The organism is Streptomyces sp. NPDC021224 (assembly GCF_044332905.1).
Classification (GTDB): domain Bacteria; phylum Actinomycetota; class Actinomycetes; order Streptomycetales; family Streptomycetaceae; genus Actinacidiphila.
Window position 1 is genome coordinate 33,251 of the sequence record NZ_JBIRPW010000009.1, and the last position, 12,325, is coordinate 45,575.

The window sequence follows — 12,325 nt, forward strand, 5'->3', positions numbered from 1 at the left end:
TGGACCGTCGCTGTCACATCTGTCCGGGCGGTAAGGCGAGGATCTCCCGCAGATCACGTGCGGCGCGACCTGACTCCGCGCCCGGCGGAAGCGCCCCGATCACCTCTCGCGCCCGCTCCTCCACGATCGGCGTACGGTGCTCGGGGACGACCCGCAAGTACGTGCTCACTGCCAGCTGGCACGCCTCGGTGGGGCTGCGGTCCTGAGCCAGGCAAAGCGCCGATTCTAGTTTGAGCAGGGCCGGATCGATGCCGGTCTTGGACGGGTAGAGGCGAAGCGCTGCCTCTTGGACACGGCGCGCCGGGCCGGTTCTGCCGAGCGCCGTCAGCGTGCCGCTCTCGTAGAGCCTGAATCGTCTCTCCGGGAAGCCGAAGGCATCGTTGTCGGCCGGCCCTCCGGCTCCGCTCTGGTCGAACGCGGCGGCGGCATGCCGGAGTGCGGCCTCGGCGGCCGGCGCGTTTCCCATTTTCGCGAGGGCACGTGCTTCGGCCGCCGCGGCGAAGGCCGCCGTAGCGCTGGGGCGGCCGCGGCTGATGATCCGGGCTTCCCTGGCAAGAGCGGCCGCTGCTTCCAGGGGGCCGTAGTAGAACGGGAGCATTGCGGCCTGCGCCCTCACGCGTGCTCGAAGTTCTGTGTTGCCGCTGTCGTCGGCGGCATACCTGGCGGTGGAGTACCAGGACCGGGATCGGGACAGCTGACCGAGTTTCATGAGGGCGTCGGCGATCAGGGTCGCGAGCATGGCGGTGAGTTCGGACAGTCTGACCTGAACTGCCGCGGCCTGTCGTTGCCCCGCGAGTTCCTCGACATCCGCGAGCTGGTCGAGGAGCACCTTGATCATGGGGGCTGGTGCCGTGTAAAGGTATTGCTCTCGTACCCACATCACTTGCTCGTCGAGCAGGTCGAGTTGGTTTGAGCTGACGGTTCCCGCTGCGAGGGTCCGGTCGATCGAGCGCCGAGCCGCATCGACGCGCTGCTCCAGTGCGTCGGCGGGGAGAGGCAAACCCTGAGCGATGGGCGACGGTGCCGGTCGCTCCGCCGGGACCAGCGCGTGGGGTCGCGGTGACACGATGGCGCCTACGCACTCGAATCCCAAGTCCTCTGGTGTGCAGTTCCCGTAGAACTCGCACAGCAGCCGGAGAGTTGCCGGCCGAGGTTGGCGGTCGCTCTCCCAGTGCCCCAGTTGGTCACCGTCCGCCCGCGGAGCGCTGTCGCGCCCGGCGCCGATCTCGTTCAGGCCGCAGGCGGCCTCCTTCAGCGTCAGCCCGCGAGCAAGGCGATGGGCGCGCAGGAGGGACACCGCGCAGTGGGCATGGATGAGGTGGGCGATCTCGCGGGGCGACTCACCCCGCTGCACGGCTTCCTGTCGTATGCGCTTGGCGCAGGACGGGCCGTGCGGTGTGCGCTGCATCCACGCCTCCTCAGCCCCGATCGACGGGACGACATCGTAGTGACGACCCGTCTACTTTGCGTCAAGTCGATGACTTCTTCACTGATCAGTCATCAGATCAGTCACTTCACAAGCTCGAGTCACTGATCAGTGAGCCGTCGCGGTTGCCCGTCTCCGGCGCCGGGCGAATCCTGCACGTCTCGGAACCCGACAAGCCGCACCTGGGTGGCCGGCCGACGCCGACCTCGCTGTTGCGGTAAATCCCTGGGCGTCAGCGTTTGCGCTGTGAAGGAGCGAGGCATGGCTGTAGCCGCATCTGGCCTGGAAGTGCTCGCCGGCCTGCAGGCTGGCAGCGCGGTGGACGCCTTACACTTCGCGCACAAGCTTGTTTTGGAGATCGCCCGTGAGGCGCTGTCGGAGACGGGCGAGGTGCCCGGCGCCACTGCTGTCCAGGTCGGTAGCTTGCGCAGGACCGCTGCTGCGGAGTTGACCTCGTGGGGTGTTCCGGCCCTCTCCGACGCCGCACTGCTGCTGGTCAGCGAGTTGGTGACGAACGGCCTCCGATACGGGGTCGGACCGTCCATCGAGTTCCGGTTGGCGCTTGCCAAGGACGTGCTGGTCATCGAGGTGAACGACCGCTCGTCCAGCCGCCCGGTACTCCAAGAGGCCGGTCTGGACGCAACGAGTGGTCGCGGCCTGTTCCTGGTTGACGTCCTCGCTGACGTCTGGGGCGTCAGCGAGGACGGCACCCGGACGTGGTGCGTTCTGAAGGCATCGAACACGGTTGAGGTCGCGTCGTGAGCCGCCTTGGTCTCGGCGCTGTGGTGCCTGGGGCGGGCGAGGGCGGTGTGTGCGAGGTCGACAGCAGGTCCGTAGCCCGGCTGCTCGCTGGTCTTCGGGAGCTTTCGTTTGCGGAGCTGCCGTCGGCCCCGTCCATCGACGTCGTCTTCGATGATCTTGAGGCCGTGCTCGGTGCGGGCGCTGATGTGGATCAGTCCGACATGAGGGCGTTGGCGCGGCGTCTTCACGCGGTGTTCCGGCGGCTCGTGCACATCTCCCAGGTTCCCGGCAGTGGCGTGCGGCGGGCGACGGTTGCTGCCTCATCGGCGTTGTTGACGGAGCTGATGCCGCAGGACTTTCGCGGGGCGCTGGGCTACCTGCGTCGTTTGGCGCTGGCGGTGTCCGGTCTGCTCGACGAGTTGCTGGAGGACATGCCGTGAGCCGTCGTCTGACGTCCACTGACTGGCAGACCTGCCCTGGGTCCGCCCTTACCGTTGGGTTGCTGCCTCCCGAGGAGGCGGTCGACTTCGAGTTCGCGGCGGCCCGGCTCCACGACCGGGCCGTGCTGCGCGGTGCGGTCGCGGTGCAGATCTTCCGGGTGCCGCTGCTCGCGGTGCCGGTGGGGGGTTGCCGGCGTAGCGGGCGCCTGTCCGCCGGGCCGGTCACGATCGCCCTGGCCGTGCACAGTGTCCTGCGCGGCCGCGACGGGTTTCCCCACCTGCGGATCGTCGAAGACGCGCGCGGCGGGGACTGGTGCGTGGAGTGGGGCGAGCAGGCGCCACCGGGCGCGTTGCGCTCTGCGGAGTCGCGGTGCTTTTTCGGCTACGCCTCTGCGGGGGCGGATGCCGGCTGCCGGGTGCCCGCGCAGGGCAACGGCCCGGCCACCAGGGCGGAATCGCGCCGTAGTGACCGCCTTCGCATGGCCGACGAGGCGCGGCACGTTCCGGGGAGGGATCGAGGATGAGCGGCGTCGGTGCGGGTGTGCGCAGGTCGTCGGTGCCCTACATCACGGTACGGGAGGGCGAGGAGCCGGTGCGGGAGGAGATGCTCGGCGTTCGTGTCGACCGCAGGGGTCGTGCGGCCGGTCTCTGCTACCGCATGGAGGTCTCCGGGGACCGGGACGACCGCGGGGCGTTGTGGGGGCGCGTGTCGCAGTCGCTGTCGCCGGTCGACCGGCGGCCGGTGGGGAGGCCGTTGTGGGCGTGCGTGCACCCCGCGCGTCAGCGGGCGACCATGTCCGAGCTGCGTTGCCAGAAGTGCTGCGGGCCGGCCTCCCGGAACGAGCTGGGCTACCTCTTCCTGGAGAAGGCTGCCGGCGACCGCCCGGTGGAGGGGATGCTCACGGCGCAACCGCCGGTGTGCCTGGCTGACGCGGCCGAGGGGATCGACAGGTGCAGGCACCTCGGCGATCACGGTTATGTGCTGGTGCGTTCCCGGGTGCCGCGGCTGTACGGCGTGATCGGTCGGCGGTACCGGATGGGGGCCCAGGGCTTGGAGCCGATGGCGCCGCTGCTCGGTCCGGACGGCGATGACATCCCCGTCCGCTACACCGACCGCAAGGTGCTGGGCTGGCTGCTTGCCTCGCAGCTCGTACGGCAGTTGACCACCGTCACGGTCGTCGACATCGACCGCGAACTGGCCGAGGCGGGACTGCCCGCCCGGCTGGCCGGCGAGCAGCGGCGCCCGGCGACGGCGGTGGAGCGGTGAGTCTGCTGGTGCTCGACGTCGGCATGCTGGACACGTGTGAGCTGACGGGCTTGGTGCGGGCGCGCTGCGCCCACTGCCTCGGCACCGTGGCCGAAGACGCTGATCCGGTTCGCACTTCACTGCTGGGCTCTCTGTCCGACTGGGTGCGCGCCGATCACCCCGGCCGATGCGTCATGTGCGGCAGCCGCTTCCCGGTCGGCGCCGCCATCGCGCCCGAGGACGAAGGCTGGCGTGCGGACTGCTGCCCGAGGAGGGCGCAATGACCGTTGTGACCTTCCGCTTCTACCGTCTCGACACAGCGGTCTCACCCAGCGGCGAAGCCACCTCGAACGCGTGGAGGTCCGGCCGCCCATCGACTACGACTCCGGCAACCCGGCGCACGGCACGGAGATCAAGATCCTGGGCTTCCCGCCCTGCCAATGCCCCCGGGCGCCCGCGTGCCACACCCGGAAGAACGCGGCCCGGGGAACCCTGCCGACGCGGCGCGCTCCGGCGGCTCCCTCCGCGGTGCCCGAGGAGCCACCCCCGCTCGCCGAGACAGGCACATAGACCTCCGCCCGATATCCCGGGCGGGCCCGGTGGCTCACGCACAGGGCCACCGCACCACAGCACACCCAGGGCCCCCGGCCCGCGAACAGCACCACGAGGAGATCCACCCATGACGCCCCTTGGCCTTGAGACGCCGACCCTGGTGAGCCAGGAAGCGGACTTATTCCAGCGACTCCAGCAGGTTCTGAGCGGCCACCCCGCCGGTACCGCCTTCCGCCTGATGCTCGCGCCCGCGGCGCTGGCGGTGGCCGACGACGAGGCCCTGGTCCAGACGGTCAACACCGCCACCGGCACCATCGAACTGCACCCGCGCAAGCTCGCCGAGCTGAACCCGACCGACGTGCTGCACGCCACCCAGGTGATCGACCCCACCGACGAGGACTTCGGCCGCTACGCGGCGTCGCCCATGGCCCTCAGCTGTTACGGGGCCACGGCCCCCGGCGGCAAGCGCACCCACGGCTACCGCTGACAAGGGGCCGGCCCATGCACATTCCCTCAGCCCGCCAGGCGGCCGCCGACTTCTACACCCGCCTGAGCTCCGCCGTCCTGCCCCGCTACCCCCCTACAGCCGGCGGTCAGGCAGTGCACCTTCAGCAGGTGTTCAACCAGGACTGGATCACCGAGCTGCCCCTCCCCACCCAGGACAAAGACCCCGACCAGACCGTGGCCCTGGCCGACGGATTCGACTTCGACCGCGCGGTCGACCCGGCCGCCATCACCAACGGCTACCGCGCCTGGAAGCGGACCCGCGTCTACGAGAGCATCCACGCGCGCAGCGACGGCTGGTTCAGCCTGGCAACGCTCCACCTGGCCAGACTGCTGCGCCACCGCATCGCCTGCACCCTGTACGAGTCGCAGGCCGGCGACCGCAACCTCGGCGCCCACGAAGACGAGTGGGACGGCGTGATCGTGCAGATGCGCGGCTCGAAGTCCTGGCGGCTGTGGCCACAGCCGCACGGGCAGCCGTACGACCTGCGGACTCGGGTCGGCGACGTGCTCCTCCTGCCCCGGGGCGTCACCCACCAGGTGGAAACACCGGACTACTCGGTGCACATGGTGCTCGCCGTGACCGACGAACCTCTCGCGGCCGCGGCCTGAAGACGGCCGCCCGCTCGGTCCCAGCAGGGGTCCGCCAGCTTCGCTGGCCCCTGCTGGGACCACCACCCATCCGGCTCCACCACTTCGAGGGGACCCCTTTTGACGACGACCAGCGTGATCACCAGCGACCGCTTGCTGCGGGTCGCCAGCTGGAACGTCCCGCACGGCGGATACAGCAGCCACCGCACGGGCGGCAACCAGGACCGCCGCCGGATCGCCCTGGACATCCTGCGCGAGTACGAACCGCACATCGTGCTGTTCCAGGAGATGACGCACGGCGCTCTCGACGGCTGCACCGACGTCCACGAACTGGTTGCCGCGCTGGGAGTGTTCCAGGGCTTCCTCAGACCCGCCCCGCCACTGACGCCTGCGGTTTGACCAGTCGGGAGGCCGCAGCCGTTGCCGCGGGCCCCGGGGCGATCGATGTTCCCGGGGCACCGCGGCCCGCAGGCTCGCCAACGCTCCAGCACCACGACAGCACCACGACCGGTCCGCCTAAGGAGGCTTGATGGGCTGCCCGACGCACACCATCGGAGTCCGACGCGGCGAGCGGCTGTCGCGCAGCGCGCCGGCTTGCCTAGGTCGGGCATCGAACCGGCGTCCGGACTCAGGCCGCTATGTCCGCTCGCAGCCGCGCGAGCATGGTCTGCGCGTGTTCGCGGATCTCGGGCAGGGGGCTGCTGGCGCGGATGACCCGCTGGACCTGGTGGGGCAGCCGGTGAAGCTCGGCGCCTTGCAGGGCGGCGCGCATCTGCTCGCCTGCGGCGTCGGGATCCCCACGGCGCAGCAGGACTTCGCCGGCGGTGATCGCGGAGATGATGCGCCACTGCGGGCTGGCCTGGAGCCCCGGAGCAGGGGAGCGTTCGAGCAGCTCCGTGGCCTTCTGGGTTCGGCCTGTGGTGGCCAGCCCACGAAGTTGCACCTCGTGGAGGGTGAACTCGGAGAACAGCGGGGTGACGTCGGCGGTGTCGAGCAGACTCCGGCCTTCCGCCATGGCCTCGTCGAAGACGTTCGTGGCGCCAGCGGTGCCTGCGGCGCGGGCCAGCAGGATGACGGCGGCGGCTCGTTCGTCCGGGGTGCGGGAGAGGGCTCGGGCGTGGGCGAGGCGGTCGAGGGCGGCGTGGTGCAGGCCGGCCTTGCGCAGTTCGTTGCCGTGGTGGCGGAGGGCGTGGGCGTAGAGGGGGTGGTCGTCGAGACGGCGGGCGATGGTGACGCCCTTGCCGGTCCATCGCGCGGCGGTGGCGAGGTGTTCTTCGGGCAGGACATGGCCCAGGGCGACGCCGAGGCCGATGCGGGCGCGGGCGAGCAGGCGCAGGACGTCGGTGTCGGTGTGGCCGTCGGCGGCTCTGGCTTCCAGGCGTGCGATGAGGGGCCAGAGTTCGTCGACGGCCTCAGCGGCGTGGCCGGCCTGGCGGGCGATGTCGGCGAGCCGCAGGACGCTCTCTGCGAACTGGATCATGGCGCGGTGGTCTCCGTCGGCTTCGTCGGTGACGCCGAAGACGTGGGGTGGCAGGCCGAGGCGCCCGGCGATGTGCCGCAGCGCTCCGATGTCGGTGATGGTGCGGCTCTTGGTCTCCACCCTGGAGATGTACGAGGTGGAGTAGCCGAGGAGTGCGCCGAGTTCTTCCTGCGGGATCCGGTTCAGCTGCCGGTAGAAGGCGAGGATCTCGGGCAGGCTGCGGCGGCGCAGGATGTCCTGGGCCCTGGGGGTCGTCCAGTGCCAGCGGATGCCGCCGTGGGCGTTCGGCCGGCCCACTGGTCAGGCCCGGTCGTGCTGTGCGTACCAGCGGTCGACGGAGTCCTTGTAGCCCTGCGGCATGACCAGGTCGGGAACCTCGTGGCGGTGGAAGAGCCCGGCTTCCTTGTGCTCGTCGCTGACGATCGGCGGTCGATGGGCGTCCGTCGCGGTGCAGCCGTAGGTGACGATGAACACCTGCCTACCGGGGATCGGCTCGTACATCCACACGTCGAGCAGCCGGCCCGCGCGAGCAGTCCAGCCGCTCTCCTCCCGGATCTCGGTCGCGACCCGCTGCTCGGGGGTCTCGGATCCCTCCAGCTTCCCGCCGGGCAGCTCCCACTCCTCCCGTTCGTTCTTCAGCAGGAGCACTCGGTTCTGCGGGTCGAGGACGACGCCTTTGACCGAGATGGGGAAGGCGGTTGGCACGTACGGCTGTTCAGGCTGTCCGGTCATTTCTTCTTCCGTGGTGCACGGGCGGACAGGGGCTCGTCGAACGTAGCAGTCAGCGGCCGGCGAACGTGTCCGTCTGCAGGTGGGCGGGCTTTGACAATCTGTCACTTCACTGCGGGCCGATGTGTCCAGGACAGTGTGACCTCTCCCATCCGCCCGTTCTCACGAGGGGGATTCTCGATGCCTTCATTCCCTGCCGCTGTCCCGGCTGCGGACGAGGAGTTCAGCCCCGGCGCCTTGGGCGGCGAGGTGCTTGAGCGAGCCGCGGCCGTGCTGCGCGACCGGGGCCTGGTGCGGCTCGGGCCTTTCGGTGGACGCGACGACGTCCTCGGCGCGGCGGGGTGGCTGATGTCCCCCCTGTGGCAGCACCGGGATGCCGATCCGGACGGCCTGACCGTGATCCGTGACACCGGCCGTCACGAGGGGCAGCCGGGCTTCGCCGGCCTGGGACGCGGCCGCCTTGCGCTGCACACCGAGTGCGCCCAGCTTCCGCACCCTCCCCGGCTGATCCTGCTGGTCTGCGCGCGGACGGCCGATACCGGCGGTGAGAGCCTGCTGGTGGACGGCCAGGCCGTTCTGGCCGAACTCGCGGACATCCGTCCGTCGGCCCTGAAGGCTCTCTCGGCGCCGCGTGCGGCGTACTTCGGCGGGGCGGACGGCCACTTCGCCCCGGTCTTGGAGAGCCTTCCCGGCGGGCGGTGGCGCCTGCGGCTGCGGCAGGACTCCCTCGCCCGTTTCTCGCCGGATGCCACGGCTCACCTGCCGGCACTGCGTCGCACCGTCGAGCGGAACACCCTTCGGCTGCCCTTGGCCCGTGGGCAGGGTCTCCTGCTGGACAACCACCGAGTTCTGCACGGCCGCACCTCGTTCACCGGAGAGCGCCGGCTGCTGCGGGCGCTTGGGCGACCCGATCCCCGTCTGGCCCTGGACCCGGGTTTCCCCGCCCCGGCCACGGCGAGCCCTGCCGAAGCGGGGAACACCGCCGCCGCGGACACTGCCGGGGACCACGGACGTCCGAATCGGCCTGACCAGCCCGGCCTGCCCCACGGCGTCCGGTGAAGCAGTGCGCATCCCGCACCCCTGTCGGCAGGTCCCGCACCGAACTCCCAGACGTCACCGGCCGGGGTCCTTGATGGCCACCGGTGTCTGGGCGCAACCTCCGGGGTCCGGCCGGATCCCGGTGTCTCGCACCATCCGTCACCCCTAGGAGGCATGCATGACCGCCGTTCAGGCCGAGAGGCCGACCGTTCCCGCACAGGCGGGCCCCGTGAAGACCGATGACGACCCGTTCGGGCTCGACATCACCTTCATCGAGGGCACGCCGGCGACCGAGACGGTCCTGATGTGCAGCACGGGCGACACCTGCGGCAGCTCCTGCCCCAGCGCCTGCACCACCTCGTAGTCCGGATCTCTTCGGCAGCGTGGGCCGGACGGGGTTTTCCCCGTCCGGCCCGACCGCCCGACCGCCAGGAAGAAGATGAGGAGAGCGCTGATGACGCGGCAACGGCCCGGTCTGTACGAGGGCGCGGGGCAGGCCATGCTGCGGGCCACGGTCCACACGACCGAACCCGCCATGCCGCCCTGGCCGAACGCCACGGCGCCCGTGGAAGGGTGGCGGTCGTGGCTGACCGCTGTGTGGTCCGACTGCGACTTCCGACAGGCCGTGTCACACGCGAGCCCTCACCTGGCGGACCAGGTGCAGGCCATCGTCGACGGCCGCACGCCTAAGGCGCGCCGGGCTCGCCGGGCGGCGCTGTCCACCGCGCGCTACGCGATCCGCTACGCGCACCGCTCCACCCCGTACGGCCTTTTCGCCGGAGTCGCCCCTCTCGGCTTCGGCCACACCACGTCCGTGCACATCGGCGAGGAGCACCAGGCGGCCGCTCGCCCCGACCCGGCCGGTCTCGACGAGATGCTCAGTGCGTGGGAGAGCGACGCCGCGCGGATGGCCGACGCCGAGGTCTGCGTCAACAACCTGATCCGACAGCGCGACCAGCACGTCCACGTGCCGTCCGAGGGCGATGCCGAGTTCCGCCTCGCGCTCAGTCCGGCCCTGCGCCTCGTACTCGACCTGGCGCGATACCCGATCGGCTACCGCCAGCTGTCCGACAAGCTGGCCGCGGAGTTCCCCGCCGTGAGCGGCCCCGCGTGCGACGGTCTTCTCGGTGAGCTGTTGCGAGTGAGGCTGCTGCGGTCCTCGCTGCGCGCACCCGCCACCATCACCGACCCCGCGGGCGTCTTACCGCCGACAGCGCGCGACCAGGCAACCGGCCTACTGACAGCGTGCGACCTACGGCTGGACGCCGACGTGCGGCTGCCCGTACAGGTGCTGACCGAAGCGGAGACCGCGGCGACCGTCCTGGCCCGCCTGGTCACCCATCCGAACGGGACACCAGCCTGGCGGCGGTGGATCGAGCAGTTCTCCGAGCGCTACGGCGAGAACACCGCGGTGCCGGTGGAAGCAGTGACGGACCCCGACCGGGGTGTGGGCTTCCCGGCCGGGTTCGTCACGGCGAGCGAACCGCCCCGTGCGATGTCCCGGCGCGACCGCCTGCTGCTGGAACTGGCCGGCACCGCAGCCGTCGAAGGCACCCGCACCGTCGCGGTGACCGGTGCGATGATCGAGGAACTGGAAGCGGCGGCCGGCACCAAGCCCTCCGGCTTGGCGCCCCACCTCGAACTGGCCGCGCAGGTCCACGCCTCCTCGGTCCCGGCGCTGGACCGGGGCGACTTCCGGCTGCGCGTACTGACCGTCTCCCGCGCGGCCGGATCGATGACCGGACGGTTCTGGCACCTCCTGCCCGGCGCCGAGACGGCATACGCGAACCTGCCCACCGTCGATCCGGAGGCGGAGCTCGCGCAGCTCTCCTTCCACGCCGGACGTGTGCCGGCCGACCTGCTCACCCGCGCACCGCAGGCCCTGCCGCGCGTCGTCAGCGTCGGCGAATTCCGGCGCCCCGCCCCGAACGTCCTCTTCCCCCGCGACCTGGCGGTGAGCGTCGCCGGCGGCCGCCCACAGCTGGTCGAGTCCGCTACGGGCAAGCCTCTGGAGCTGCTGGCCCCCACCGCGATCAACTTCCTGTGGAACAACCACACCCCGCCCATGGCCCGCTTCCTCGGCGAGATCAGCCGTGCCGCGTCCCCGCAGGTGACCTGGTTCGACTGGGGTGCCGCCTGGGCGCTGCCCTTCACCCCGGCCCTCACCTACCGGCGCACCATCCTCACCGCCGCCCGGTGGAAGGTCCGCCGTCGCTCGCTGCCCGCCGGCACCGCCACCTTCCAGCAGTGGGCGGAGCGACTCCACGCCTGGCGCACCCGGTTCGGTGTGCCGGCGAGGGTCCTGCTTGCCGAGGACGACCAGCAGCTGCCCCTCGACCTGACCCGGGACGTCGACCTGGACCTGCTGCGCGCGCATCTGGACGCCAGTCCGTTCGGTATCGCCACGCTGCACGACGCGCCCCCGGCAGGCGCCGACGGGTGGATCGGCGGCCGGGCCCACAGCATCGTCATCCCCCTGGCCAGGCGCGCATGACCACGACGACCGTGCCGCGTAGGCAGGACCTGTCCGAGGGCGCCCTGGGGATGGCCCTGCTCGACATCGAGCGCCGTGACCTGTCCACCGCCCGACGCCACCTCGCCCAGGCCACCGCCCGCGGTGTGAGCACCGGCGGCAACGCCAGCCTGTTCCACGGCGCACCCGCCCTGGAGTTCATCCTGGCCGGAGTGCACGCAGCGAACGACGACGTCCGCGCGGCTGTCGACCGCGTCGTGGACGCCCGGCTCGCCGCCGCCCGCCACCGTCAGGCGGTGGGCGCGCTGCCCCATCTCGCCGAATGGGATCTCATCCGCGGCCTGACCGGGCTCGCCGCACTGCTGCTGGGCCGCCGCCCGACCGCGCCCCGGCTGCCCGACGTGCTCGCCAGCCTCGTCTCGCTCGATCGCCCTTCCCGCAGTGACGGGGTGCTGCTGCCCGGGTGGTGGTCGCCGGTTGGCCCGGACGGGAAGGAGATGGCCGGTGGGCACGGCAACAACGGCATGGCCCACGGCATCGCAGGACCTCTGGCCGTCCTCTCCCTCGCCCTCCTGGCCGGTGTCAGCGTCCCCGGTCAGGAGGAGGCCGTAGACACGTTCGCGACCTGGCTCGACCGGCACGGCGCCCGCTACTGGTCCACCGCAGCCCACCTGGACGCCGACCAGCCACGCGCCCCGGAACCGGCCCGCCCGTCCTGGTGCTACGGCCGACCCGGCATCGCACGCGCCCAGCAACTCGCCGCGCTCGCCCTCGACGACCCCGCCCGGCGCCAAGCAGCCGAAGACACCGTCGCGACCATCCTGACTGACCCGGCGGAACTCGCCCGCATCACCGACTCGACGCTCTGCCACGGCTGGGCCGGCCTGCTGACCCTCGCCCGCTCGGTCGCCGCCGACAGCCCCGCACCCCAGCGCTTCAGCCCGATCATCCAGGACCTGCACCAGCGGCTTGCCGCCGACTGGGAGCACCTGCCCAAACCCGGCTTCATGGAAGGCCGCGCAGGCGCCCAACTCGCCCTGAACGCCACCGACACCACCGGCTGGACCCGCATCCTCCTGCTCACCTGACCCCGTTTCCCGCCGCC

The 12,325-nt window shown here is 71.2% G+C and carries 15 protein-coding genes; 12 read left to right on the plus strand and 3 right to left on the minus strand.

Going from position 1 to position 12,325, the window contains the following annotated elements; all coding sequences use genetic code 11:
* Positions 1–13: 13 nt before the first annotated feature.
* Complete coding sequence (locus tag ACH4PY_RS23215; protein WP_398186005.1) at positions 14–1,408, minus strand: helix-turn-helix domain-containing protein; 1,395 nt, start codon at positions 1,406–1,408, stop codon at positions 14–16.
* 279 nt (positions 1,409–1,687) lie between these two features.
* Here ACH4PY_RS23215 and ACH4PY_RS23220 point away from each other — a divergent pair, with 279 nt between their 5' ends.
* The 8 genes from ACH4PY_RS23220 (at position 1,688) to ACH4PY_RS23255 (ending at position 5,899) form a co-directional block, all read left to right on the plus strand.
* A complete protein-coding gene (locus tag ACH4PY_RS23220) occupies positions 1,688–2,188 on the plus strand; it encodes an ATP-binding protein (RefSeq protein ID WP_398186008.1) in 501 nt (166 codons plus the stop codon).
* Positions 2,185–2,607 carry a DUF6415 family natural product biosynthesis protein gene (locus ACH4PY_RS23225; protein WP_398186011.1) on the plus strand — a complete coding sequence of 141 codons (423 nt, stop codon included), beginning with the start codon at positions 2,185–2,187 and terminating at the stop codon, positions 2,605–2,607. The genes ACH4PY_RS23220 and ACH4PY_RS23225 overlap by 4 nt, the downstream gene beginning before the upstream one ends.
* Entirely contained in the window at positions 2,604–3,131 is a 528-nt protein-coding gene (locus tag ACH4PY_RS23230; protein WP_398186013.1) for a DUF6302 family protein, read from the plus strand. Before ACH4PY_RS23225 ends, ACH4PY_RS23230 begins: the two co-directional genes overlap by 4 nt.
* Positions 3,128–3,874, plus strand: a complete 747-nt coding sequence (locus ACH4PY_RS23235; RefSeq protein WP_398186016.1) for a hypothetical protein — start codon at positions 3,128–3,130, stop codon at positions 3,872–3,874. The genes ACH4PY_RS23230 and ACH4PY_RS23235 overlap by 4 nt, the downstream gene beginning before the upstream one ends.
* Positions 3,871–4,137: a hypothetical protein gene (locus tag ACH4PY_RS23240; RefSeq protein ID WP_398186019.1), complete on the plus strand. Its 267-nt coding sequence runs from the start codon at positions 3,871–3,873 to the stop codon at positions 4,135–4,137. The genes ACH4PY_RS23235 and ACH4PY_RS23240 overlap by 4 nt, the downstream gene beginning before the upstream one ends.
* Before the next feature lie 395 nt (positions 4,138–4,532).
* On the plus strand, positions 4,533–4,892 hold the full coding sequence (locus tag ACH4PY_RS23245) for a hypothetical protein (protein WP_398186022.1): 360 nt from the start codon (positions 4,533–4,535) through the stop codon (positions 4,890–4,892).
* Positions 4,893–4,906: 14 nt separating this feature from the next.
* Complete coding sequence (locus ACH4PY_RS23250) at positions 4,907–5,521, plus strand: JmjC domain-containing protein (protein WP_398186025.1); 615 nt, start codon at positions 4,907–4,909, stop codon at positions 5,519–5,521.
* Between the two features lie 99 nt (positions 5,522–5,620).
* A complete protein-coding gene (locus ACH4PY_RS23255; RefSeq protein ID WP_398186028.1) occupies positions 5,621–5,899 on the plus strand; it encodes a hypothetical protein in 279 nt (92 codons plus the stop codon).
* A 229-nt stretch (positions 5,900–6,128) separates the two neighbouring features.
* Here ACH4PY_RS23255 and ACH4PY_RS23260 read toward each other — a convergent pair whose 3' ends face one another.
* Together ACH4PY_RS23260 and ACH4PY_RS23265 are read right to left on the minus strand one after the other, a co-directional pair.
* On the minus strand, positions 6,129–7,277 hold the full coding sequence (locus ACH4PY_RS23260) for a helix-turn-helix domain-containing protein (RefSeq protein ID WP_398186031.1): 1,149 nt from the start codon (positions 7,275–7,277) through the stop codon (positions 6,129–6,131).
* A 3-nt stretch (positions 7,278–7,280) separates the two neighbouring features.
* Positions 7,281–7,712: an NUDIX domain-containing protein gene (locus ACH4PY_RS23265; RefSeq protein ID WP_398186034.1), complete on the minus strand. Its 432-nt coding sequence runs from the start codon at positions 7,710–7,712 to the stop codon at positions 7,281–7,283.
* A 234-nt stretch (positions 7,713–7,946) separates the two neighbouring features.
* Between ACH4PY_RS23265 and ACH4PY_RS23270 the strand changes: the two genes are divergently transcribed.
* The 4 genes from ACH4PY_RS23270 to ACH4PY_RS23285 all read left to right on the plus strand — a co-directional run bounded on the left by ACH4PY_RS23270 (position 7,947) and on the right by ACH4PY_RS23285 (position 12,308).
* On the plus strand, positions 7,947–8,768 hold the full coding sequence (locus tag ACH4PY_RS23270) for a TauD/TfdA family dioxygenase (RefSeq protein ID WP_398186037.1): 822 nt from the start codon (positions 7,947–7,949) through the stop codon (positions 8,766–8,768).
* 157 nt (positions 8,769–8,925) lie between these two features.
* Positions 8,926–9,111 carry an FxLD family lanthipeptide gene (locus ACH4PY_RS23275; protein ID WP_398186039.1) on the plus strand — a complete coding sequence of 62 codons (186 nt, stop codon included), beginning with the start codon at positions 8,926–8,928 and terminating at the stop codon, positions 9,109–9,111.
* A 90-nt stretch (positions 9,112–9,201) separates the two neighbouring features.
* A complete protein-coding gene (locus tag ACH4PY_RS23280; RefSeq protein WP_398186041.1) occupies positions 9,202–11,241 on the plus strand; it encodes a lantibiotic dehydratase family protein in 2,040 nt (679 codons plus the stop codon).
* Positions 11,238–12,308, plus strand: coding sequence for a lanthionine synthetase LanC family protein (locus tag ACH4PY_RS23285; RefSeq protein ID WP_398186044.1), 1,071 nt, complete (start codon positions 11,238–11,240; stop codon positions 12,306–12,308). Before ACH4PY_RS23280 ends, ACH4PY_RS23285 begins: the two co-directional genes overlap by 4 nt.
* Positions 12,309–12,325 lie beyond the last annotated feature (17 nt).

Coding starts and splice junctions, on each gene's coding strand:
- ACH4PY_RS23215 (WP_398186005.1), bottom strand. CDS start 1,408: ATGCAGCGCACACCGCACGGCCCGTCCTGCGCCAAGCGCATACGACAG.
- ACH4PY_RS23220 (WP_398186008.1), top strand. CDS start 1,688: ATGGCTGTAGCCGCATCTGGCCTGGAAGTGCTCGCCGGCCTGCAGGCT.
- ACH4PY_RS23235 (WP_398186016.1), top strand. CDS start 3,128: ATGAGCGGCGTCGGTGCGGGTGTGCGCAGGTCGTCGGTGCCCTACATC.
- ACH4PY_RS23245 (WP_398186022.1), top strand. CDS start 4,533: ATGACGCCCCTTGGCCTTGAGACGCCGACCCTGGTGAGCCAGGAAGCG.
- ACH4PY_RS23250 (WP_398186025.1), top strand. CDS start 4,907: ATGCACATTCCCTCAGCCCGCCAGGCGGCCGCCGACTTCTACACCCGC.
- ACH4PY_RS23265 (WP_398186034.1), bottom strand. CDS start 7,712: ATGACCGGACAGCCTGAACAGCCGTACGTGCCAACCGCCTTCCCCATC.
- ACH4PY_RS23275 (WP_398186039.1), top strand. CDS start 8,926: ATGACCGCCGTTCAGGCCGAGAGGCCGACCGTTCCCGCACAGGCGGGC.
- ACH4PY_RS23280 (WP_398186041.1), top strand. CDS start 9,202: ATGACGCGGCAACGGCCCGGTCTGTACGAGGGCGCGGGGCAGGCCATG.
- ACH4PY_RS23285 (WP_398186044.1), top strand. CDS start 11,238: ATGACCACGACGACCGTGCCGCGTAGGCAGGACCTGTCCGAGGGCGCC.